The following is a 22,137-nucleotide window of genomic DNA, read 5'->3' as shown; positions in this document are numbered from 1 at the left end:
CGCCGCCTGATCGAAGCCAATTTCACATGCCCGGAGCGCGCTGCCAGGGAATTCCTACCACATTCGCGACACGACCGGCGCTTGGCGCCTTTCGAACTACCGGAAAGTCGTACGGCCATGATGAGGCCCTCCATAGCTTACAGACAGAATGGTCTACTGCAGCCTTTTGAACATGGGTTCCGGACGATCACTTTGCATCGGGCAAGCCGGCACGAACTCGCAACACCATGGGACGGCAGGAAAGAAAGACGGCCCGCCGGTGACCCCTTCACCCCTCCTCAGCAGTCGGTGTTCACTCTCTTTCTTCCCTCTTTGTCGTCATAACGAACAAATGGGCATCGCCTGAAACCCCTTGGATAAGCGTGAGACCGCATGCTGCCCGGCAAGCCGTCCAACACGACGCTTGGGGTTGAGCAGTTGGTTCCGGCCTCAAATCCTTTTCCCGGGGAAAAAAGGCAGGCTCAAGGAGAGCAGTGATATCCCTCACAAAAGTGCCCAAAATTTTTCTGCAACGCAGAAATCTTCCTTCGATAATCGGCCTATTTCAGTCTATATTCGTCTGTACCCCTTATAACTGCCCTGCTTTCTGGTTATGTTGCATTGCAGCAGACATTCGGCGAATCCTCTTCGGATGATCCTGCTTGAGCTTCCTTGAGCAACCAGTATGTGACGTCTCCGCATTTCGGTGGAGCCTTTGTCGCTGGCTTCGGGTTCAGGGAAGCATATCCGGAAGATATTTCCATGACTCTCCGTCAAACGATCCAAGCTGCTCCTGAAAAAGCCGCCGTTCTGATCACGAAGCTGTCCGCGACTTCGAACCAAGCGGTGAAAACCCGCGAAAGTCTTTACGCGGAACTGGGCGACGAACTGTCCCGTTATGTCGAGATCGAGGAGCAGCATCTTTTGCCCCTGCTGCGCAAGCATCCCGAGACCAAGGACCTCGCCGTCAGCGCCTTGAAGGGCAACAAGGACCTGCGCGCTTCTCTCGAGAAGCTGTCGGGTCTGCCGAAGGACAATGATGCATTCCTTGAAACGCTTGCCGAACTGAACAAGGGCTTCCAGCAGCACGTCCGCAACGAGCGCAAGGAGCTTCTCCCTGCGGTTCTCAAGGTGCTCAGCGATGAAGAGGCAGCCACTGTGGCCGCCAACATCGAGGGTGTCGTCAAGGACGCCGAGACCGCGAAGCGCGACGAAAAGCGCGACGAGCGGCGGGAACAGGCAGAGCAAGCCGAGCGCCGGGCCGAGAAGGCGGCACAGGCTGCCGCAGCCGAGCGCGCCGTCGTGCAGGCTCAGAAAGAGGCGGAGCGCGTTGCCCGTGAGGCGACCGAGAAGGTTTCCGATGCAATGGAACGTGGCGCGGCCGCCGTGCAGGATCGGGCGCGACAAGTCACCGAAACTCTCACCGAACGCGCCCAGCAGGTCGCCTCCGATACTCAGGAGGCGATGACGATCTACAGCGAATCGTCACGAAAAATGGCCGAGGGCGTGCAGGTTGTCGCTGCGACCTCAGCCGTCTCGATGCAGGCTTTGTCGGACGTCTCCTCCGCCTGGACGGCCTGGTTCGAGAAAGCCACTCGCGCCAATGCCGAAGCAGCGCAGAAGCTGTTCCGCGCCACGTCGGTGAAGGATGTCGCGGAGGCCCAACGGGAGTTCGCCACCAGCACCATGCACAACTGGATGGAGCGGCGCACGGCGATGCTGCAGATCGCGCAGCGCAGCTCGGAGCAGGCGTTGAGCCCGCTTCAGGCCCGTCTCAACGAAACGGCGTAACTGCGCGAGCTCGCAAGGCGGCACCACTGCGCCAAACGGCGGCGCAGCACTCCGCTGTAGCACCGGGACGAAGCCGGCGACGCGTGTCGCCGTGCTTTCCCGTCTTCTGGTTGACCAAGGATGAACACATTGATGATAGCCGGAACATACGCCTGGGCCGATCTGGCAAAGGCCAGCTCCAATATGATGAAGACCAACATCCGCGTGAAAGAGATGATGATCGCCTCGGGCAGCGTCATCGGATCGCGCATGACGACCATGGGCGACGCGGCCTGCCGTCCCGCCCAAGGAGATTATGCAGAGATTGCCGGCATGATGCAGGAGAAGGTGGTAACCTTCGCGAAGGTCAACCAAGCCCTTGTCAAGCAATGGTCGGCAATGCTGGCGGACGCTGCGGAGCAGGCGCAGCATCTCCGCCATCTGATGCTTGGTGGAAGACCATTGAGCATAGGGGACATGTCCGGGCTCGCGGATCGCTGGATCGCGCATGGTACGCGCATGATCACCCGCACCATGGACACGGGTGGACTGGCCCTGGCGCCTGTCCATCAACAGGCCACAGCCAACGCCCGGCGCCTGCGCTAGCAGGGTCCACGACCGATACGGTTGTATAGCACGTGCCGCCTCGCCTTTGCTGGCGGGGCTTTTACATGAGCGGTAAGTTCCCTTTGATCCTGGAAACGGGCGGGAAGCGGCCCTACCTCAATTGTCTCCGCCTGCACTTGGCTGAGTGCTGTGGGCGGCAACGCCTTCAAGGACATCCATCATGCTCATTCGCTTCGGTTTCGAGATCGGCATCAGCACGCGAGGTCCGCTGCCGCTGATCCTCGCGCTGTCACCCCACCCGTCCGTCACGGGCCGCATCCTGGGCGCCAACAAGATCATGACGGAGCCGCCGGTGCCAGTCGAGGAGTTCCTGGATTCCTTCGGTAATCGCCGGGCACGGCTGACAGCACCGCCCGGACATTGCAGGCTGTGGTCGGATGACGTGATCGAGATCGACGGAGAGCCTGATGTCTTCGAATGGAGTGCCCGACAGCACGAGGTCGCACACCTTCCTCCCGAGACGCTCCTCTTTCTGACAGCCAGCCGCTATTGCGAGTCCGACATGCTGTCACAGCAGGCGTGGGATCTCTTTGCGGGAACAAGGCCTGGCTGGGCGCGCGTCCAAGCGATCTGCAACTTCGTCCACAATCATCTGACCTTCGGATACAAGTTCGGGCGCCCTACCAAAACCGCAGTCCATGCCATGTCCGAGGCGACCGGGGTCTGCAGGGACTTCGCGCACCTGGCCATTTCGCTGTGTCGCGCCATGAACATTCCGGCGCGCTATGCCAGTGGCTATCTTGGCGATATCGGTGTTCCGCCATCCGGACCGGGCGACTTCTGTGCCTGGTTCGAGGTCTATCTGGAGGACCGCTGGTATACCTTCGATGCACGCTACAACACGCCGAGGATCGGGCGCATTCTGATGGTCCGCGGGCGCGACGCCGCGGACGGGGCGATGATCACCTCCTTTGGAGCCTACAAGCTGGAGATGTTCCGCGTCTGGACGGACGAGCTTCCCGAAACCATGACACATTCGGACGTTCTGAAAGAGCTGGAACACCTGCCTGAGGCCCCTGCACTGACCTTGGCCATGGCGGGCTCGTCCTGACAGTTACGGCATAGGAGAGAGCAAATGGCGTTCGTGGTACTTCATCTGGATGAGCCTGGACGATCGGCGAGCAGGATTGCCATCGCGATCCATCACATCATCTCCGTGCGAGAAGTGGCGGACGACGCAGGCACGGAGATCAAGCTGACCGATGGTACGCTGGTCAACGTGACCGAGCCTTTCAAGATCATCATGGGGGATCTCGCCCGGGTCGCAGTGTCCTCGGGCGCCCATGAGCAGACGTGATCGGTCGGGCGGGCTCGCGCAAGAGCGAAACGATGACTGCCGCATGTTCACGTTCTGCCCGGACCCCAGCTCCTGTCTGGCTTTGGAACGGCGCTGGTGGCTGACTACCCTTTTTCCGATGCATGCCAAGGCAGTGGCTTTCAGGCCCGCGCACCTCGGACTGCTGCCTCCATGCTCCGCGTGCCTTTAGCATGCGTCCTTCTTCCTCGTGCGATCAGACGCTTATGCGATAGTTCCGGAAGCCCCGATGTAATCCAGTCGAACAGGCTCCATATCTTTCAGGTCACGACAGACTGTTCTGCCTGTGACTTATGGAGGACCCCGGATGGGGACCCTGCGCCCAGCCGACAATCAGAGCATCCAGCCACGCGATCCCCAGCGGGACGATGGCGATCCCGGACGCCTGCAGGATCGGGAGGACGCCGATACCTGGCAGAAGCCGGATGACGAAGGCGTAGCTGAACAGAAAAGCCGTTTGCCCGAATAGGGCTGCATCCAGTTGCGGGCGTCAACGGTTTGGGCGGGGTCCGACCCCGCCTTTTTCAAATATGGAGGAGGATGGACATGGAACTGACGCATGAACGCTGGGCGATAGAACGCAAGTCTCTCCAGGAAGCCATTGCCACGGCCGAGCGCAGGGACCCGCAGGGACTGCTGGCGGAGGCTTTCAGACGCGCCCTCGCGTGGTTGGAAAGGCATCCAGCGGGAAAAAAGCCAAACGACGCGCAGATGCAAGCCTGAGGTCATGAGCCCGGCACAGGCCGCCCGCCAACAAGATCGTTGCGCCACAGCGACCCGAAACGGGCTGTGCCCGCCGGCCCACAGCCACACCCGTTTGCTGTCCGGGTTCGACTTCGCCCGTCATTGCAGCGGCGGTGCCCCTGCAAGGAGATCACCATGACCATGCGCTCTTCTACCTCGCTCGTGGAATTCAGGCATCCTTTCGACGTGCCCGGCTCCCGCGCGCAGCTCCCTCCCGGCCGTTATGAGGTTCTGGTCGAGGAAGAGTTGCTCGAGGGTCTCAGCTTCGCCGCATACAAGGAAACAGCGGCTTATCTGATGATCTATGGAAAGGGACATAATTCTGGGCCGACGGAGATGCGACCAATTTCATCGGCCTATCTCACCCTGGCCCTGAAGCGTGACGCCGAATTGGACACCGCGGTTGAAGATGGCCTGGTACCTCCCCCTGACATGGTCCTTTCGGGTGAAGGTGGGTCAGCCTTTCAGGACATGCAGGCACCACTGCAATCGCAGAAGGCCGTGACTGTCGGCAGCAAGATCAAGCGGTGGATCCAGACGGTGACGTCGACTTTGCCGCGCTGACTCTTCTTCACATCCTCCCGAGGCAGCGCCGTTCAGCCGAATGGCGGCTGGCGAGAAAGGTAACTTGTTTCATGATACCGACCGTCAAAACTCAGCAGTGGTCCTTGCCTCGGAGGATCGGCCTTCTGGCGGCCATGGCCGCATCATTCGCTTTTCCGGTGCTCGCCCAGACCGGCGCCGGCCCGATACCGGAGAATGCCCAACCGCGCAGTTATGGCGATGGCTGGGACTGCAACTTCGGCTACCGGCTGGAGGACGCGGAGTGCGTGAAGGTCGAGGTCCCCGCAAACGCTTACGCGACCGGACGATCCTACGGAGCGGGCTGGAGCTGTCACCGGGGCTATGAAGAGGTCGGTGGAACGTCCTGCAATCCGGTCCTTGTGCCCGCCAATGCCTTTCTCAAGTCGTCGGGCTACGACTGGCAATGCGAACGGGGGTTTCAGGAGCACCAGGACGGTTGCGTGCCCATCGACCTGCCTGATCACGCCTATCTGACGGACGATCCTTTTGGATCCGGATGGATGTGCGATCGCGGTTTCACGGCGGAAGAAGACAACTGCATCGCCATCACGGTGCCAGAGAACGGCTACCTGACCAACGCCAAGTATGGCGATGCGTGGTCTTGCGAGAGGGGCTTCGTTCAAGTGGACGGACGGTGCGATCCCGTTGTCCTTCCCGCGAATGCCTTTATCGATCCCGACTCATACGGGCCAGGATGGCGCTGCGTGCGTGGATACGAAGCAGATGATCAGGACAGCGCCTGCGTCGCGATCGACCTCCCGGAGAACGCACATATGGATGACTCCGGCAATCGCTGGCAGTGTGACTCAGGCTTCCAGCTTTCGGACGGGGCGTGCGTTGCTGGACAATGATACGTTTCGTTCCGGCCTCCTGAGTGATCCGGCCTGCACCAATGTATCGACACTCGCGTTCACGGCTGCGGCTCGCAACTGAGGGGTGCAGCCCGTCTTGCTCGTAAAGACGACTGCCATTGCTCTAGGTGCTCGATACTGTCGTAGCGATTACGCCTCTTGCTCACATAGCCGTTTGGATGGGCACCACTGCGTTTAACAATGACAGCAAGACTGCAACCACGAGCCTTGATTGCGTCGGAACGCCCGCCATCGCATCGCAACCTGTTCCGGAGGAGCCGAATTGACCGCTTCAATCAAGACAACGGCCGTCTTCACTCGGCCCTTCGAACTTCCGGGGTTCAATGAAGTCCTTCCGGCCGGTGAGTACGAAATCGAGGCCCAGGCTCCCGAGCCCTTGGACAGGATCGAGCCCGGCACTTGGCTGTCAGTCGTACAGGTGCATCTCCATGCCCGTCCCTCGTATCCCGGCCTCAGCCGGGCATTGACAGTTCCGCTTGCCGAACTTGAACGGGCGATGGCAAGGGACAAGCTGACCGGCAAGGCACTGGCGGATTTCTTTCTTGAAGAGATGCTGGCTGACCCGATGATCCGGCTCGTCATGAAGGCAGACCATGTGGAGGAAGGCGAACTCCGCGATCTCTACGCGGGCGTGTCAAAACCGCGGACTGATCCTACCCAGAATGATTAAGAGGGCGCCTCACCTCTGTAACAGCTTCCATGTTGATCAAGGTCCGAGTCCTTGCGTTTCGCCCTGCTCCGCACCGCTTTGTCTCATCGCTGGCAGGCATTTCGAAGGGGAAGACCGTCTTTTCTGCATCAGAACTGGCCGTCATCACACCACCATGGGCTTTCGCAATCTCGGACGCAATATAGAGGCCGAGACCGAGTCCCTCTCGGTGCGGTTCATTTTCCAACTTGCTGAAGGCGGTAAACAGTTCCGGGATACGGTCCGCCGAAATTGGTCGCCCTTCATTCGCCACCTTCAAGCGAAAGACCCCATAGGTTACGCTCGCCGCAACGTGGATGGGCCGGTCAGATGCTTCGTGCGTGATGGCATTACCCAGCAGGTTGGAGAGCAATTGCGCGATGCGGGCGCGATCGCAATGCAATCAGAATATCTATGGAGACATCAATCTGCTGGTCAGGTGCAATGGTGCGGAACTCGGCGACAATTAGTTCCAGTGCCTCTGCAAGCCTGTGATCGGATTGCCGGTCCAGCACAATGCCACCACCCAGCCCATTACTCTTACTGCGTCACAAAGTTTGGGCCGAGCCTCGCAGGCGGATTTGTTGTGATAGACTGCTGGTTCATAGCGATGGGTGGACGGCACGGAAGGCAGCGTGGCAAGCGCGTTCGACGCGTATGTGGAAGCCTTGATTGACGTGATCGGGCATGTGGATCGTGCGGAGCCTCTTCGAGATTATTGCACAGGGTTGATGATGCCAGTGAAGCGCAAAAGCGTGGAGCCGTTGGCAGCGGTGACGGCTCCGTCGTGTGTTTCAGCCAAGCATCAGTCCCTTTTGCATTTTGTGGGACAAGCACCTTGGTCAGACGAAGCGTTGATGGGGCGCGTTCGCGATTGGGTCTTGCCCCGCATGATCAAGGGCGGTGGCCTGATCACGGCCTGGATCATCGATGACACAGGCTTTCCCAGAAGGGGCAACCATTCCGTTGGTGTCGCCCGTCAATATTGCGGAAAACTCGGTAAGCAGGACAATTGCCAAGTCGCGGTCAGCCTTTCCATTGCGAACGGGCCACGAGCTTGCCGATAGCGTTGCAGCTTTACCTTCGAGAGATCTGGCTGGATGATCCAGAACGTCGGAAAAAAGCAAAGATACCAGACAAGATTGTTTTCCAAACCAAGCCTCAGATTGCAATCGATCAGATCCGCGCTGCGGTCGCTGCACAAACGCCGCTGGGCATTGTGCTTGTCGATGCAGGCTACGGCGCGGATGGCGGGTTCCGCCGAAAATTGACCGACTTGGGACTGGTCTATTCGGTAGGCGTGCAACCAACCCTCAGTGTCTGGCGGCCGGGCGAAGGGCCGTCGCCACCCAAAATCGGGAGCGGCAAGGGTCGACCACCCAAGCTGGTGCAGCGAAGCAAGGATCATAAAACCGCTCTCAGCCAAAGCGCTCGCGCAGGGTCTGCCTGCCGATGCGTGGAAGACCATCACATGGCGCGAGGGCAGCAACGTCGCGTTGACATCACGCTTTGCTGCCGTGCACCTGCGGGTCGCGTCCAGAGACTATAACCTCACCCAGCCACGACCCAAGGAATGGCTTCTTGTCGAATGGCCTGATGGTGACAATGAACCGCTCAAGTATTGCCTTTCCACGTTACCGGAAACAACGACATTATACGAACTTGTCGCCGCGACGAAGATGAGGTAACGGATCGAACGTGACTGTCGCGACCTCAAGCAGGAACTGGGACTCGGCCATTACGAAGGAAGGGGCTGGCGAGGATTTCATCATCACGCCAGTCTGTGCATAGCCGCCTATGGATTTCTTTTCTCCGAACGGGAGAGGATTTCCCCTCAAGACTTGCCGCGACCAAAAACTGCGAAAAACCATAAGCGCCCGATTTCCGCCCCAGTCTGACCGTAGTATGCTCAGCCTATGGAGATTGATCGGGACAAGATCGACGAGGCCGTTCTGGCGCTGCTGTGGTTGACGCTGCATGACGAGCGGCACGCGTGGAAGGGCTTTGACTGGGACGTTCTGGAGCGGTTGCATGCCCGGGGTCTGATTGCCGATCCGGTCAACAAGGCAAAGTTAGTCATCCTGACCGATGAGGGGATGAGGCAGTCCGAAGCACTCTTCCGGGCGCTGTTTACGCGGCCTCGGTCTTGACCGTGCCCATTGGCGCCCAGTTCCAGGGCAGCAATTCGCCGAGAGGGTTGTTCATAGGATCGTGAATGCGGTCCTGGATATCGGCAAGATAAGCCTGCGGATCGAGTCCGTTCATCTTTGCCGTTTCGATCACCGTCAGGGCGCGGGCGAGCGTTTCGCCGCCCGCGTCCGAGCCTGCAAACAGCCAGTTCCGTCTGCCGACACCAATTGGCCTCAGGGCACGCTCGGCCGCATTGTTGTCAATCGCAACGCGCCCGTCCTCGAGAAACAGCGTGAGGGCAGACCAGCGGCTCAGCCCGTAGCGGAAAGCCTTGGCCAGATCGCTTTTTCCCGGGATGCGCGTCAGCTGCTTTTCGGCCCAGTCCCGGAAGGCGTCGATCTTGGGCCTGGTTTCCTTCTGGCGCAGGGCCAGCCGCAACTCGGCGGGCTTGCCGCTGATGGCGCGCTCGATATCGTAGAACTTGCCGATCCGGTCGAGCGCCTCGCGCGCGATTTCGGACTTCGTCGCTGTCCAGACATCATGGAAGTCACGGCGCAGATGCGCCCAGCAGGCGGCCTCGCGGAACTGGCTCTTGCCCTCCGGATCGGGGGCATAGAGCTTGGCATAGCCCTTGTAGCCATCGGCTTGAAGAATGCCGCCGGCCTGGCCCAGATGGCCGAGGACATGGTCTTCCTTCCAGTCCGGCGCGAACTGATAGACCGCGCCGGGCGGAGCCTTGCCTGCCCAAGGGCGCTGATCACGGACGTATGCCCAGATCCTGCCCTTCCTGACACCCTTGCCGAGCCCCTTGTCGCTCCTGCTGCGATCGAGGACCCGGATGGGCGTGTCATCGGCATGAAGCAGATCGCTGGCCATGATCTCGGCCTCGATCTTTTCGATCAGTGGTGCCAGGGCTTTCATCGCCCCGCCGCACCAGTCCACAAGCGTCGTGTCGGGGATATCAGCACCCATCCGGGCAAAGATCTCGTTCTGCCTGTAAAGCGGCACATGATCGTCGAACTTCGAGGTCAGGACATAGGCGAGCAGGTTCGGTCCCGCCATGCTTCGCGGGATCGGCCGGCTGGGTGCCGGGACCTGGACGATCTTCTCGCAGCGCCGGCAGGACTTCTTGATGCGCGCGATCTCGATGACCTTCAATTGCGCGGCGATCATGTCGATCAATTCACTGACATCTTCACCGATCACCCGCAGATCGCCGCCGCAGTCGGGGCAATTCTCGCCGGGGTCATACGTGCGACGTTCGCGCGGCGTGTCCTTCGAGACCTTCGGGCGGCGGCGTTTGGTTTCCTGGGGTTCAGCCGGTTCCAGGGCCTGTGCTTCCGTGTCCGGCTCCTCCTCGGCAGCGGGCGATGGGTCATTCGCCTCGGCCAGAGCCAGCTGCAGGTCTTCCAGCGCCATTTCCAGGTGCTCGAGCTCGATCTTTTCCGAACTGGCTCCGAACTTCTGCTTCTGCAACTTGGCAATCCGAACCCGCAGCGCCTGAACCAGCAGTTCATGCGCGCGCAAGCTGGCCGACATCTTCTGATTTTCTGCCTGCAACGCGGCAATGATCGCCTTCAAGGCGGCAGGATCATTGGGCAGTGACGTGGCCGTTCCGGACATGATGATGGATACCATGTCCCCATGTTGAACACCACAAAAACACGCAATTACAGAAAGATAAATCAGCCGACCCGGACTGGTGGCGCACCCCAGTCCGGCCGCCTCCAGCCGATTCCCTCCCACAGCATGGCGAGCTGCGCCGATGTCAGACGCGCTGCCCCGTCCCTGCTGCTCGGCCAGGGAAAGCGCCCGCGTTCCAGCACCTTGTAGTAAAGGCAGAAGCCCTGGCCATCCCAATACAAGAGCTTCAGCCTGTCTCCCGATCACGTTTCATAATGCACCTCTTGTGTTAAAATCCAGGCAGAGGCATGGACATGTCTGCCATCTTATCAGGGGCTTGCTGTGGACGGCGGGCAGCAATTTCCTGCAATCCCATCCGCACCGCCTCGGTCTCCAGCGCGTCAACCGGTATTTTCCAAGGCGCGGAATACATGATCTGCGTTGCAGGCAGAGTTTGCGACCGGATCAGCTTGTGCACCGAAGCGACGCACACGCCGAGCCGCTTGGCGGCAGCGTGGACCCTCAATGTCTTCGGGACCTCGGCATCAGGATCATAGGGCGGGATCGCGAGCATGTCGCGCAACTCCGCGACACGAACGGTTGTCCATGTCTCCCCATCCTCGGTGCGGCAACGCATCCGATTGAGGGTGACGGCTAGTTCCCTGTCAGGCCAGTGTCCAGCAAGCTTGCGAAGGACCTCCCGGGCTGTGAGTGGGCGGCCTGACGGGAACCGACCCGTTTTGCGACGGGCCAGTCTGACCTCGGTATGGCGTCCGCCGATCCAATGAATGAGCAGAATGAACTCGTTCTCCTCCGCGTCGATGTCGATTACGACCTCCTCGATCAGTAGCCTGACCAGACGTTGTCTCGCGCGGGCATCGGTTCCAGCTGCGTTCCAGACGGACGGCAGATCCGTAGCAAGCCGCATGAGAACGGCGGGATCGACCCCGGGCTTGGCGCAGTTCTCCGCGCCCAGTGCCGCAAGCTTGTGCTCTACCGCCGCCACCCGCTCCAACGCCGCGTTCCAGCGTGCCTCCAAGGCCCGGGCGACATGCCGTTTGGCGGGATCGACGTGCTCGTAGCGCCGCTCCGCCAGTTCCGCCGCATTTCGGGCCTCGTCGAGTTCCTTCTCAACCGCAAGCCGGACGGTCTCCTGCGCCTTGGCGGCCTGCTGCCCCGCCAAAAGGGCGGCCTGCACGGCCTGCCCCGAGACCGCCTCGAGAAGCTGGCTGGCAACAAGTGCATCGATACCTCCCCCGCCGGCACCGATGCACAGACCAGCCCCGACATGCCCGTCATCGCCGCGGCACTGATAACGGTGCGACAGGTCGGTCCCTGTCTTATAGAACACCCGCATCATCCGGCCGCAACGCGCACAACGGGCCATGCCCGATAACACAGCCTGTCCGCCACGTCCCGATTTTCGGGCTGCGCGCTTCTGCATATGCGCGTTCTCTTCCAGCATGCGGCGGTTCTCCTCGTAGGCGCGCCAGTCGAGATATCCCTCTTGGTTGTCCTTGATCAGCACGCTCCAGTCCGCGATCGCCCGGTGATGACCGCTGGTCTTGCGCGCTTGCCCATCGACCACCCCTGTCCGGTTCCCGGTCCGCCCAAAGGCATAAGCGCCAGCATAGATCGGGTTGTGCAGCACCTGCATCACGCTGTGATAGGCGGGCTTGCGCCAGGCAATCTTGCGCAAGGCGCCGTTCCGCAGCGCCACCGGCAGATGGATATCCGCTGCACGTACCCACAGGAATACCTGCCGCCCGCTGCCAAGCTCGGAACTTGGCAAAGATGAGGCGGATAGCCTGCTGGACCCGCTCATCGGGATCCATCTCAATCCTGTCGTCCTCGCTCCAGCAGAAGCCCGGCGGAAGGGTGAAACGCAGTTCGCCCCGGCTCGCTTTCGCGTCTCGGGCTGCCAGTCCGCGCTGGCGAAGGAGGCTCAGCTCGTATTCCGACATGGTTCCCTTCAGCCCTAGCAGCAGCCGGTCGTTCATCAGGTGGGGATCGTAGACCCCTTCGGGTTCAACCACCAAGGCTCCTGTCAGGGGGCAGAGATCGATCAGGTGATGCCAGTCGCGGCCATTGCGGGCGAGGCGCGAAGCCTCGATGCAATAAACCGCTCCCACCGTCCCGGCACACACTTCCGCAACCAGGCGCTGTAAGCCCGGCCGCGCAATCTGACCGGAACCGAAGCGCCCCAGGTCCTCATCGATCACCCGGACCTCCGCAAAGCCCATGTCGCGGGCGGCTTCCGCCATCTGGTATTGCCGCTTTTGGCTCTCCAGGTTGCCAAGGACCTGGCTCATCGTCGACTGACGGACATAAACGATTGCACTGCAGGCGAGATGCTCAACGGTGATCTTTGCATGCATCATTTTGCGCGCCCTCTGCCATCTTGTTCGCAGCCACCAGCAGCAGCTCGGCCAAAGCCTCCAGAATGGGGGTGTCGCTGGTGCTACCGGGGGACGGTTCCGGCTGTCGTCCAATGGCAAGCAGAGCTGCTTGGGCTCCGGTTGCTTCGGCTGCGACAGGCGTTTGGGTCGGCAGGGCATGCGCTTCCTCTTCTGGAAGCAGTCTCCCAGAGCATGGAGCAACCTGAGCATGACGCATCAAATCCAAGGTTCGGGCGAGCGCATCCAAGGCTTCAAGCGCGACAAGAGGCGGTCCGCTGTCCAGCAGCGAACAGTAGGCAGGATCGCACATCCAAGGCGGCAAGGTTCGGAAAAATCCGGGTCGCTCTTCTACCAGGATCGAATCCGAGCCGTGTCGGCGGCCACCATCGCGGGCGTGCAGGACGCGGCCGAATAGTGGGTGCCACGGATACTCGATCCGCAAATCATGCAGTTTGTATGTAGAATGAAAGTCGATTGCCACACCGACCGCGGAACGCAAACACCGCACCGCCTGCCGGCCTCTGGCGCAGCTGATCCTGCGCCAGTGCCGCCAACCCATCGATGCCCTTGCGCATATCGGTTACCCCGCAGGCCAAGTAAACCGTACACCAGTGCAGGGCCCGATCATGCCGCCTCCACCACCCGGATCAACTGCGTCAACCAACTCGTCGGCCTGGTGCCAGCCCGAAATCGAGAGTGTCGATGGTGCTACAGGTGATCCATCGCTGTTCGGTTACGCGTGCAACAGCCGCAAACCGCAATCCAGCCGCCAGGCAGATTGTCTCGCGCATGGTCGGGATCGAGACATTGTTCCGGATGGCAATGATGTCACCGCGAAAATCATGCCTGTCGATCTTGGAAGCATGTCGATGAGGCTCGTTCACGGAACGTGTACTGGAATTGATCACGCGATAGCACCGTCCTGTGTGTTGACAGTCCTTACCCGTCAGAGAATCGGCACGTCCAGCAGACTGATGGTTGACCCCCGTGAGGAACAGACTGCCGTGACGCGGTGTTATGTCAAGTTACGATGCTTTCCAGAAACCCGGGTCGTTACGGCGCTGCCAGCGCGGCCGAGATATCTGAGGATCCCCTCGATGCCGGCACACGTAATCCTCGTCGCTGAAGACGAGCCCCTGCTTCGCATGTCCATGATCATGGCGCTCGAGGAGGCGGGCTTCGACGCCGTGGGCGCGCGCAATGCTCGGGAAGCCATCACCGTGCTTGAGATGCGCCCGGACATTCGCCTTATCTTCACGGATGTAGATATGGGCAAAGGAGAGGACGGCCTCTGGCTCGCATCGCAGGTTCGAGATCGCTGGCCACCTGTCCTCATCATCGTGACATCCGGCCACCACCATGTTTCGACCGAGATGATGCCGCAAGGAGCACGGTTCTTCGCCAAGCCATATTCCGTGGATCAGATTATCGGACAGATCCGTGAACTGGCAGCGTAGCAGCGTGAGCCTTGTGGGGCCGAACCATGCAGCGGCCCGCACCATGCAGGCTCTGGCAGCCTGCGGTTGATGTCCGCGCCAGCGAAAGATCGCCAGACCAGGTGTCTGCCCGTCCTTCGTCACGCGTTCCGCCTCTCTACCCAGTCCAGTTCCGCGCGACTTCGGACTGGGACGCCGCTGGTGGCGCCATCTTGTAACCTTATCAGCTGATAGACAGGTGGGCGGACTAAGCGGCGGCTTACGCAATCATCCCTAGCCATGCAGCACCTGCTGATCCTCGATCGGAATGCGCCTCAACTCTTGAAAGTGCCTTCCTTGCAGGTCCGCAGCCAAGAAAACGGCGCTATTTTCAACTGCTGAGCAAGGGCAGCCCAAGTTTGGCACTGGTGGACCGAGCCTATTTTCCCCTCTTGCGCGGTTTTGCAACAGGCGCCACCGGCGGCGCTGCCCGTTCCGCCGCCTCTCTTTGCAGTCGAACTAATTTGAGCCGTGCAATCTTCTGGTGTCGCAAGGCGGTTTCGGCCTCGATGATGTCGCGCGCCGCACGATCCGTGACAACAGCACGGGCTTCGTGTCGGCTTGGCTTGAAGAGCGCTTAGATCAACGCGTTTGGTATGAGACGTCTCGTGGAAAGCTTCGAACGCTAAGGAATGCCCCTGAGACTTGTCATCCCAGCCGCCCCCTTGCTGTCAGTTCTGTGGTCTGCAAAGGGGCGATACGATGGGCATGATGACGTTGTTTTGCCGGGAGTAGTCGTCCCAGTAACCTGCTAGTTCGTCCCGGATCTTGGGGTGCTGGGAGGCCAGGTCCCTGGTTTCGGCGGGGTCGGCCCTGAGGTCATAGAGCTGCCAGTCACCGCTGCCGAAGGGCGCGCAAAGTTGCAGGAGCTTCCAGTCTCCCTTGCGAATGGCGCGGTTTCCGAACAGCTCCCACCCCGTCCAGTCCGCGGCGTCATGCACCGGCTCGGACCCGCCGCCCAGGATCGGGGCGAGGGACTTGCCCTGAAGCGGCGCAACGGGGGCCTGATCGCTGGTGTCAGGATACGATACCCCGGCCAGATCCAGGATGGTTGCGGGAATGTCCTTCACATGGGCGAAGGCGTCCGAGGTGCGGGCGCCTCCGGCCACCCCATTCCCGGCGACGATGAGGGGAACGCGGATGCCACCCTCGGTCAGGAAGCCCTTGAACATGCGGAATGGACCGGCGCTGACCTGCGCCCATGCAGGCCCATACTGGATGAAGGTTCCCTTCTCTCCCCAGGTCTCGATCCGGGTGTTGTCCCAGGGCGGACCCATGTTCATCACGTTCCCCTCCGGTCCGTTGTCGGACATGAAGAAGATCAGCGTGTCGTCATAGAGACCGCTGGTCTTCAGATACCCGATCAGTTTGCCGATGTTGGAATCCATATGCTCGACCATTGCGGCATACAGTTCCATGCGGCGGGCGGATTCGCGTTTCTGCTCCTCCGACAAATCGTCCCAGGCTGGAACATTCGGAAGACGGGGAAAGACCGTGGCCTCGGGGTCCAGGATGCCCAGCTGCTTCATCCGCTCGATGCGGGCGGCGCGCACGGCGTCATAGCCCTGGTCATAACGGCCGCGATAGCGATCCCGCCAGTCGGGGGGCAGCTGGAAGGGATCATGCGGCGCCTGCAGCGCCAGATAGGCAAAGAAGGGCCTGCCCTCGTCGCGATGCTCGTCGATATTGGCGATGATCCCCTGGGTGTAATCCACGCTGGAATGGAAGCCCGGCCTCAGCGCCTTCAGCTGCTCGCCGTTGTAGGTGTATGTCTGGCGCTGCCCCTCGGCGCCCCACATGTCGTCCAGATGGCTGCCGCCACCCGGGATCAATGTCAGGTCGCGTTGAAAGCCGCGGGCGGCCGGCCATTGGTCCGGCTCCTCGCCCATATGCCACTTGCCGGCCATGAACGTGTCATAGCCCGCCTCGGCCAGCAGTTCGGACACCGGCGCCACGCGTTCGTTCAGATACCCCTCGTAGCCCGGGTTGCCGGTCTGGTTCGGCGCCATGAACTCGGCCATGTTGCCGAGCCCGGCCAGATGGTTGTCCGTGCCACTGAGCAGCATCGAACGAGAAGGCGAGCAGGTGGCGCTGGCCGTGAACTGGGTGAAGCGGACCCCTGTGGCGGCCAACGCGTCCAGGTTTGGGGTTTGAATTTCGCCGCCAAAGCTGCCGAGGTCGGCATAGCCTGCATCATCGGCCACGATCAGCAAGATGTTTGGACGCTTGTCCTGCGCGTGGGCCGCTCCGGCAGCAGCCAGGGCAAGCCCGAGCGCGAGCAAGCAGGATGCGACTGCTTGCAGGGCCAAGCGTGTGTGGAATGTCGGCATCAGGTGTCCTCTCAGGCGAGACCGGGGCTTCTGCTTGGATCGCGATCAGAACCGGTAGGTCGCGCCGAGGATGGGCCCCGAGAAGTCCATCGACGATTCACCGAAGTCCGTATCCCACGTGGCTTCGAGGTAACGATAGCCGCCTTGGAACTCCCACTGCTCGTTCAGGCGGTAGCCAACGGTCGCAAGGGCCTGCCAGCTGCGGCTGTCGCCGGTGCCGCCCGCGTCGAGAAAGAGCGTGCCGAAGGTCTTTTCGTTGAAGTCCATCCGAAAGCGTGCGGCGATCAGCGGATCGACCCAGTTCTTGTCCTGGTTGATGGTCTGGGTCGGTGCCGCCGCCCCGACAAGGGTCGTGTCGAGATCGATCCAGAATCCGCGAACCCCTGCTCCGACGTCGAAGGCCATGTTGGCAGTCTCATACGCCCGATAGGTGGCATAGGCGCTGAGGACGGTGATCTCGCTCTCGATCTGGGCGTCCGAGAAGAGCAGCCTCCGCGGCGTCGAGGCCTCGGCGGAGAGCTTGAAGTAGAGCAGATCGCTCATCACCCCCCAGGGCCCGTTGCGTGCCTCGACCGCACCCATGAACGCGAAGTCGAGATTGTCGAGAGCGTCGCTGAAACTCAGCTCGGCATCGACCTCGCCCTGGGGCGTGTCGGTGGTGATCCCCGTGTCGTTGAACCAGCCATAGGCGGTGATGCCATAGGACCAATCCCCGTCCTGCGCGAACGCCGCGCCACAGGACAAGGCCAGCAGAAGCGAACTGCCGACGATCCGAGTAAGACGTTCTGCAAACATGAGGAGCCCTCCGGGCAATGGCAACAGTGTTCTATTTAAGGCAAGACAGTGCAGCAGAGCAGTTGGGACGACGGCTTGAACCATATGGCAGGCCTATCTCTCGATGCTGGGCGCTTCATTGATTCAGATCAAGTCCAGCATGCGGTGGCAGGCAGGCCCGCATCCCGTGTTGCCTGCGCAACACGGATTTGATCGCTCCTCCGGTCATCCAGGGCCGCCGACCGTCAGCCGCCTTGCTGAAGAGCCAGGAGGTTCACGTTCCCCGGGTTCGCCGACAGGGCACGCCCAAGCGCAGCCTCTGCCGCGTCGGGGTCATTCATCGCCGCATGCAAGCGGATCACCATCATCCAGGCATCCACAAGCTGCGGATCCAGCGCCACTGCCCGTTCAAAGGCATCCAATGCGGCAGTGAAGTCCCGCGATTGCAGGGCGGCACCCCCCATCTGGAGATGGGTTTCGGGGAAATCCGCGCGCAGGTTCAGGGCGTCTTCCCACTCCGCCCGTGCGTCAGCGAGGTTCCGGGCTTGGGGTGATCCGGGCGGTAGCCGCACGTCGAGAAGCGCCTTGGCCGCCGCCTCGCGCACAGACCGCACAGGATCGGTCAGCAGCGGCTGGAGCACAATCAGTCGATCCGGCGCCGGAAGACTGCGCAGGGTTCCGGCGGCTGCGGCGCGCACCATCGGATCGGCATCCGGCAGCAGGCGCATCACACGGCGGGCCGAGGCGATGTCGGGAACCGCCCCAAGCAGTTCCAGGGCCGTGGCGCGGACGATCGCGGGACCATCCCGCCATTCCGCCAGATCAAGCAGCTCCCGGGATGCAGCTTGGGGATTGCGCCGGGCCGCGGCGAAGATGGAGGCGTAATGGGGGCCGCGGCGCGTGCTGTCGGGAAACCGCCGGGCAAGCTCGGCAGCGGCCCAGGCGGCGTCGCGATCTTGGTGACAATCGGTGCAGGCATCGGGCGATCCGGTCGCCGCCAGATCCGGCCGCGGCACGCGAAAGCTGTGATCGCGGCGCGTGTCGATGCCCATATATGTCCGCCGGGTCATGTGGCAGGACACGCATTGCGCACCCTCGCCGCCTCCGGGATGGAAATGATGTTCCGGGCCGTCATAGACCTTGAGCGCCAGCGACGGGAAGTCGGGATTGCCGGCGGGCGAATGACACTGGGTGCAGACCGCGTTGCCTTCCGCCCGCAGGGTGGCCGAATGAGGCTCGTGGCAGGTCGAACAGCGCACCCCCTTGGCATGCATGCGCGATTGCAGGAAGGACCCGCCTTCGAAGACCTCGTCCAGGATGGTGCCGTCGGGATGGTATAGCCCCTCGCGCAGCAGGGCCATCGAGAAGGCATCATGGTAGGGCGTCCCCGGCACCGGGTTGCCATCGCCCATCGCCTCCCGGCGCGAGTGACAAGTGAGGCATTGCATGATCTCGGCCTGTGGCGGGGCGTCCAGATCGATCGTCAAACCCATCTCGGCCGAATTGGCCACAGTCATCGTGCCGTCGGACCGGCGCGCCCAGGCGACATGGTCCGATCCCGGCCCGTGGCAGGCTTCGCAGCCGACCCCGATCTCGGCCATGCGAGGCGCATAGCTGTCGCTGGCGGGGTCATAGTTCCGGCTATAGTCGGTGGCATGGCACTCGGCGCAGCGTCCATCCCAGCTCTTGTAGGAACCCGACCAGTCAAACCCGTCCTTCGGCGGTGGCGGTGGTCCAGGAAAGACCGGATACCATCGTCTGGCCTCGACATCCCAGGCAATGTCATAGACCTGGACCCGCCCCGGCTCTGGCGACAGAAGATACTGCTGCAAGGGGTCCACGCCGGCTACGCCGACCACCTCATAAGCGCGGCGCTCGCCGTCAGGACCCTCCGTCTCGATCAGGTATGTCCCGCCGTCCCGCAAAAAGCGCGTGACCTGCCCCCCATGTTCGTAGGTGACACCGCTGAAGTCGCCCAGAACCGTCGTTTCGCTGGGAAGGGTCCAGGCCTTCGCGTGATCCGACCCGGTCCAGCCTTGACCGGCGTCATCATGGCAGTTGGTGCAGACGGCCGTTCCGACATAGCTGGGATCGGTCCGGGCCGGTGTCGGGGCGATGAGCAGGACGGCCAGGATGACGCCGACTATTACCCCGGCCTGCCTGGCAACTCCTGCTGGCGGCCCATGCCCAATGGGCGAAGACTGCACGCCGCTTGACGCGTGCAACGCGCAGCCGGCCTGACCGACGTGCCGTTCGGCAAGCCGATGAGCGATCCCGGACATCAGTCGCCGAAGATGCGGATGGGTGAAACCGACAGGATCTGCGACACCGCGGGAGACGTGTCCTCGCCGAAGCGCCCGACCGAGTTCAGTCCCGCGCCGATCAACTGGACTACATCTGGCGAACCGGCGAACTTGGAATGGCTTCCTGAACTCGAGTCCCCGATCTCGGACAGGTCGATCACGGTGACGCCCAGTTGCTCCAGCTCGGCCGTGTTGGCGACCCCGACCCGGGGGATGCCGCCGGCAATGCGCGACGAGACGCGCAGCGCCTTGTCGTCCCGGGAGACAAGAACATAGATCCGGTCGCGGATGGCGGGTGAAAGCTGGCCAAGCTGCGACCGAAACAGGTCGATGTCGATATCGGGCGAAGCCAGCATGACGTGGTTGATCGTGCCCCTGCGGCCCAGGGTGCCGGCCTGCTGAAGATCGACAAGCCCTTCCATCGTCAGGAACGTTCCCATCGAATGGGCGAACACATCCGAGCTTTCGGCGTTCGTCTGGGCCATGATGTCGGCGATCTGGCGGATCTCGCCACGCGCTATAAGGGCGCTGTTGAGGTCATAGACATAGCGCGACGTGGTCGCGGCCGAAGCCCAGGAAAACAGGATCGGCACGCCCTGGAAGCCGGTGTCCTCCACGAACTGCGCCAGCCGCAACAAGGCGTCGCTTGTGGTGTTGTTGTAGCCATGCACGAACAGCAGCAGCCTGCGCTGTCCCACCGGCCGTGCGGCAAGTTCACGATTGATCGCGTCGATCATCGCGGCATCGTTGCCATAGAGCCTAGCCTCGACTGCGGAAAATTCGGTTCGGGGGTCGGGCGGCAGATCCTTGGGTCGCTCAAGCTGACCGACCACATGCGTCGGCGGCACGGTCACCTCGACGGATGCGAGGCCAAGGCTCGATGCCCGGCTGGCCGACAACAAGGCGCCAGGTTCATTGGACGCTGACCGCGTCGTCGCGATGAAAATCCGATGCCGGCTGAGGTCTGGCGTGGTGCTGGCCGAGATCGAGGCATTCTCGATGCCGATGATCTCTGGCGGACGGCTGCACCCAAGCAGCAGAAGCGAAATCAGGACTGCAAGAACGGTCGAGGTTCGAAAAGGGTTGTGGACGACAAGCATGATAGCTCCTCTGCACACGGCGGGCAGGTTCCGCCCGATCATGGTTTGCATGATTCCGTGCGTCCGACAACACGCGTGATCTGAGCGCTTCCCCGAACCTTGGAGGGTTTCCAGGGTGATTTAAGCTACTCTCTGCCCCTGCTAGTCGGTTTTGATCTGGTTGAAGTAGACCATGGCGGGCGGCTGTCCGCCATGGGCGGCGTGAGGCCGCTGGTGGTTGTAGAAGGTGATCCATCGGGCAACGCCGGCCTTGGCCTGCGAGCCGGTCTCCCAAGCGTGCAGGTAGACGCACTCATACTTCAGCGACCGCCAGAGCCGTTCGATGAAGATGTTGTCGAGACACCGGCCCTTGCCGTCCATCGAGATCCGGGTGCCGATCCGTTTCAGCCGGTCGGTCCAAGCGAAAGACGTGAACTGCGAGCCCTGATCGGTGTTCATGATCTCGGGCGGGCCGAAGCGGTGGACCGCCTCGTTCAGAGCCTCGACGCAGAAGTCGGCCTCAAGCGTGTTCGAGATGCGCCAGGCCAGCGCCTTGCGGGTGAACCAGTCCACAATGGCGACCAGGTAAAGGAAGCCCCGGCGCATTGGCAAATAGGTGATGTCGGCGCACCAGGCCTGGTTGGGCCGATCAACCCGCAGCCCGCTCAGCAGATACGGGTAGGTCTTGTGGCCCTTGGCCCGCTTGCTGGTGTTGGGCTTCTGGTAGATCGGCATCAGGCGCATGAGCCGCATCAGCCGCCGGATGCGCTTCTGGTTCACAGGATAGCCCTCGTTCTGTAGGTGCCAGGTCATCTGCCGCACGCCGTAGAACGGGGTTTCCAGGAACTGCCGGTCGATCAGCCGCATGAGCGCCAGGTTCACCTCGGCCTCGCCCTGTGGTGCGTAGTAGAACGACGACCGCGAGATCGACAGCAGGCGGCACTGCGCCCCGATCGACAGCGAGGGGTGGGAGCGTTCGATCATCCCGCGCCTCACTTGCCGGTCCAGGGCTTGAGCTTTCGTGACAAAAAATCGTTGGCGACGGCCAGCTCTCCAATCTTGGCGTGAAGCGACCGCACCGCCTCCTCATCGACCTCGGCCTTCTTCTTCCCGCCGCGCTCGAAGATGTCCGAAGCCCCCTCGAGCAGGGCCTTCTTCCATTGATGGATCATGGTCGGATGCACGCCGTATTCTGCAGCCAGTTCCGACACCGTGCGCTCGCCCTTCACCGCTTCCAGCGCCACGCGAGCTTTGAAGCCCGCATCGTGATTTCTGCGTTTCGACATGTTCTGATCTCCTCGTTCTTGGAGACCAGAAAACGTCAGACCGTAGCTTCCGTCACTGTCCGATTTTCGGGGAGGCGCTCAGTTCCGGTCCTGACCCAGCTTGGCTACGCGGCGGGGCTGTTCCTTCTGATCCCGCTTGGTGACGTAACCCAGCGGAA

Annotated in this window: 21 protein-coding genes and 2 pseudogenes; 12 read left to right on the top strand and 11 right to left on the bottom strand. The window is 61.7% G+C overall.

The features are described from left to right. The first annotated feature begins 651 nt into the window (after positions 1–651). From OU682_RS19940 to OU682_RS19900, 9 genes are all read left to right on the top strand, one after another. Positions 652–1,770: a hemerythrin domain-containing protein gene (locus OU682_RS19940; protein WP_268943964.1), complete on the top strand. Its 1,119-nt coding sequence runs from the start codon at positions 652–654 to the stop codon at positions 1,768–1,770. 120 nt (positions 1,771–1,890) lie between these two features. Then, the gene (locus OU682_RS19935; protein WP_268943963.1) at positions 1,891–2,355 is read left to right on the top strand and encodes a hypothetical protein; all 465 of its coding nucleotides are present in this window, start codon (positions 1,891–1,893) and stop codon (positions 2,353–2,355) included. 181 nt (positions 2,356–2,536) lie between these two features. Next, positions 2,537–3,427, top strand: a complete 891-nt coding sequence (locus tag OU682_RS19930) for a transglutaminase-like domain-containing protein (RefSeq protein WP_268943962.1) — start codon at positions 2,537–2,539, stop codon at positions 3,425–3,427. 24 nt (positions 3,428–3,451) lie between these two features. Continuing rightward, a complete protein-coding gene (locus OU682_RS19925) occupies positions 3,452–3,673 on the top strand; it encodes a hypothetical protein (RefSeq protein ID WP_268943961.1) in 222 nt (73 codons plus the stop codon). 325 nt (positions 3,674–3,998) lie between these two features. Continuing rightward, a complete protein-coding gene (locus tag OU682_RS19920) occupies positions 3,999–4,160 on the top strand; it encodes a hypothetical protein (RefSeq protein WP_268943960.1) in 162 nt (53 codons plus the stop codon). A gap of 77 nt (positions 4,161–4,237) precedes the next feature. Continuing rightward, a complete protein-coding gene (locus OU682_RS19915; RefSeq protein ID WP_268943959.1) occupies positions 4,238–4,414 on the top strand; it encodes a hypothetical protein in 177 nt (58 codons plus the stop codon). A gap of 156 nt (positions 4,415–4,570) precedes the next feature. Then, positions 4,571–4,999 (top strand): hypothetical protein, encoded by a 429-nt coding sequence (locus OU682_RS19910; RefSeq protein ID WP_268943958.1) that lies wholly within the window; start codon positions 4,571–4,573, stop codon positions 4,997–4,999. Positions 5,000–5,070: 71 nt separating this feature from the next. Then, positions 5,071–5,871 (top strand): hypothetical protein, encoded by an 801-nt coding sequence (locus OU682_RS19905; RefSeq protein WP_268943957.1) that lies wholly within the window; start codon positions 5,071–5,073, stop codon positions 5,869–5,871. Positions 5,872–6,154: 283 nt separating this feature from the next. Next, on the top strand, positions 6,155–6,562 hold the full coding sequence (locus OU682_RS19900; protein WP_268943956.1) for a hypothetical protein: 408 nt from the start codon (positions 6,155–6,157) through the stop codon (positions 6,560–6,562). Here OU682_RS19900 and OU682_RS24350 read toward each other — a convergent pair. Next, entirely contained in the window at positions 6,546–6,983 is a 438-nt protein-coding gene (locus OU682_RS24350; RefSeq protein WP_371832284.1) for a sensor histidine kinase, read from the bottom strand. The two genes, OU682_RS19900 and OU682_RS24350, sit on opposite strands and share 17 nt — an antisense overlap. Positions 6,984–7,194: 211 nt before the next feature. Here OU682_RS24350 and OU682_RS19895 point away from each other — a divergent pair. Continuing rightward, positions 7,195–8,478 (top strand): annotated as a pseudogene (locus OU682_RS19895) (IS701 family transposase). A gap of 18 nt (positions 8,479–8,496) precedes the next feature. Then, a complete protein-coding gene (locus OU682_RS19890) occupies positions 8,497–8,730 on the top strand; it encodes a DUF6429 family protein (protein WP_268943955.1) in 234 nt (77 codons plus the stop codon). Here OU682_RS19890 and tnpC read toward each other — a convergent pair. From tnpC to tnpB, 5 genes and pseudogenes are all read right to left on the bottom strand, one after another. Beyond that, a complete protein-coding gene (gene tnpC / locus OU682_RS19885) occupies positions 8,711–10,333 on the bottom strand; it encodes an IS66 family transposase (protein WP_268943966.1) in 1,623 nt (540 codons plus the stop codon). The two genes, OU682_RS19890 and tnpC, sit on opposite strands and share 20 nt — an antisense overlap. A gap of 289 nt (positions 10,334–10,622) precedes the next feature. Then, complete coding sequence (locus OU682_RS19875; RefSeq protein ID WP_268943954.1) at positions 10,623–12,158, bottom strand: recombinase family protein; 1,536 nt, start codon at positions 12,156–12,158, stop codon at positions 10,623–10,625. Positions 12,159–12,234: 76 nt separating this feature from the next. Further along, positions 12,235–12,711 (bottom strand): annotated as a pseudogene (locus tag OU682_RS24345) (recombinase family protein); the annotation flags it as partial. Beyond that, the gene (locus OU682_RS19870; protein ID WP_268943953.1) at positions 12,689–13,213 is read right to left on the bottom strand and encodes a hypothetical protein; all 525 of its coding nucleotides are present in this window, start codon (positions 13,211–13,213) and stop codon (positions 12,689–12,691) included. The gene OU682_RS19870 and the pseudogene OU682_RS24345, both read right to left, overlap by 23 nt. After that, the gene (gene tnpB, locus OU682_RS24340; protein ID WP_371832283.1) at positions 13,176–13,307 is read right to left on the bottom strand and encodes an IS66 family insertion sequence element accessory protein TnpB; all 132 of its coding nucleotides are present in this window, start codon (positions 13,305–13,307) and stop codon (positions 13,176–13,178) included. Before tnpB ends, OU682_RS19870 begins: the two co-directional genes overlap by 38 nt. Before the next feature lie 522 nt (positions 13,308–13,829). Between tnpB and OU682_RS19865 the strand changes: the two genes are divergently transcribed. Next, positions 13,830–14,189 (top strand): response regulator, encoded by a 360-nt coding sequence (locus tag OU682_RS19865; RefSeq protein WP_268943952.1) that lies wholly within the window; start codon positions 13,830–13,832, stop codon positions 14,187–14,189. A 689-nt stretch (positions 14,190–14,878) separates the two neighbouring features. Here the strand turns inward: OU682_RS19865 and OU682_RS19860 are convergent. The 5 genes from OU682_RS19860 to OU682_RS19840 all read right to left on the bottom strand — a co-directional run bounded on the left by OU682_RS19860 (position 14,879) and on the right by OU682_RS19840 (position 21,979). Further along, positions 14,879–16,537 (bottom strand): arylsulfatase, encoded by a 1,659-nt coding sequence (locus OU682_RS19860; protein WP_268943951.1) that lies wholly within the window; start codon positions 16,535–16,537, stop codon positions 14,879–14,881. Between the two features lie 45 nt (positions 16,538–16,582). After that, positions 16,583–17,332, bottom strand: coding sequence for an outer membrane beta-barrel protein (locus OU682_RS19855; RefSeq protein ID WP_268943950.1), 750 nt, complete (start codon positions 17,330–17,332; stop codon positions 16,583–16,585). Positions 17,333–17,556: 224 nt separating this feature from the next. Then, a complete protein-coding gene (locus OU682_RS19850) occupies positions 17,557–19,593 on the bottom strand; it encodes a multiheme c-type cytochrome (protein WP_268943949.1) in 2,037 nt (678 codons plus the stop codon). Next, positions 19,593–20,714 carry an alpha/beta hydrolase gene (locus OU682_RS19845; protein WP_268943948.1) on the bottom strand — a complete coding sequence of 374 codons (1,122 nt, stop codon included), beginning with the start codon at positions 20,712–20,714 and terminating at the stop codon, positions 19,593–19,595. The genes OU682_RS19850 and OU682_RS19845 overlap by 1 nt, the downstream gene beginning before the upstream one ends. Positions 20,715–20,855: 141 nt before the next feature. Further along, positions 20,856–21,979, bottom strand: a protein-coding gene (locus tag OU682_RS19840) for an IS3 family transposase (protein ID WP_371832282.1) whose coding sequence is annotated in 2 segments (ribosomal slippage) — positions 20,856–21,694 and positions 21,694–21,979 — 1,125 coding nt in all. Because the reading frame shifts where the segments join, the coding sequence is not laid out codon by codon here. Positions 21,980–22,137: the final 158 nt, after the last annotated feature.

It is taken from the genome of Paracoccus benzoatiresistens (assembly GCF_026913015.1).
Taxonomy (GTDB): Bacteria; Pseudomonadota; Alphaproteobacteria; order Rhodobacterales; family Rhodobacteraceae; genus Paracoccus; species Paracoccus benzoatiresistens.
The sequence above is the reverse complement of the archived record's forward strand: the minus strand, read 5'-3'. Positions and strand labels throughout refer to the sequence as shown.

Bases quoted from the DNA above. Each gene is read 5' to 3' on its own strand.
- OU682_RS19935 (WP_268943963.1), top strand. From the start codon at position 1,891: ATGAACACATTGATGATAGCCGGAACATACGCCTGGGCCGATCTGGCA.
- OU682_RS19930 (WP_268943962.1), top strand. From the start codon at position 2,537: ATGCTCATTCGCTTCGGTTTCGAGATCGGCATCAGCACGCGAGGTCCG.
- OU682_RS19925 (WP_268943961.1), top strand. From the start codon at position 3,452: ATGGCGTTCGTGGTACTTCATCTGGATGAGCCTGGACGATCGGCGAGC.
- OU682_RS19920 (WP_268943960.1), top strand. From the start codon at position 3,999: ATGGGGACCCTGCGCCCAGCCGACAATCAGAGCATCCAGCCACGCGAT.
- OU682_RS19915 (WP_268943959.1), top strand. From the start codon at position 4,238: ATGGAACTGACGCATGAACGCTGGGCGATAGAACGCAAGTCTCTCCAG.
- OU682_RS19910 (WP_268943958.1), top strand. From the start codon at position 4,571: ATGACCATGCGCTCTTCTACCTCGCTCGTGGAATTCAGGCATCCTTTC.
- OU682_RS19905 (WP_268943957.1), top strand. From the start codon at position 5,071: ATGATACCGACCGTCAAAACTCAGCAGTGGTCCTTGCCTCGGAGGATC.
- OU682_RS19890 (WP_268943955.1), top strand. From the start codon at position 8,497: ATGGAGATTGATCGGGACAAGATCGACGAGGCCGTTCTGGCGCTGCTG.
- tnpC (WP_268943966.1), bottom strand. From the start codon at position 10,333: ATGTCCGGAACGGCCACGTCACTGCCCAATGATCCTGCCGCCTTGAAG.
- OU682_RS19875 (WP_268943954.1), bottom strand. From the start codon at position 12,158: ATGAGCGGGTCCAGCAGGCTATCCGCCTCATCTTTGCCAAGTTCCGAG.
- tnpB (WP_371832283.1), bottom strand. From the start codon at position 13,307: ATGCGCAAGGGCATCGATGGGTTGGCGGCACTGGCGCAGGATCAGCTG.
- OU682_RS19865 (WP_268943952.1), top strand. From the start codon at position 13,830: ATGCCGGCACACGTAATCCTCGTCGCTGAAGACGAGCCCCTGCTTCGC.
- OU682_RS19860 (WP_268943951.1), bottom strand. From the start codon at position 16,537: ATGCCGACATTCCACACACGCTTGGCCCTGCAAGCAGTCGCATCCTGC.
- OU682_RS19855 (WP_268943950.1), bottom strand. From the start codon at position 17,332: ATGTTTGCAGAACGTCTTACTCGGATCGTCGGCAGTTCGCTTCTGCTG.
- OU682_RS19850 (WP_268943949.1), bottom strand. From the start codon at position 19,593: ATGTCCGGGATCGCTCATCGGCTTGCCGAACGGCACGTCGGTCAGGCC.
- OU682_RS19845 (WP_268943948.1), bottom strand. From the start codon at position 20,714: ATGCTTGTCGTCCACAACCCTTTTCGAACCTCGACCGTTCTTGCAGTC.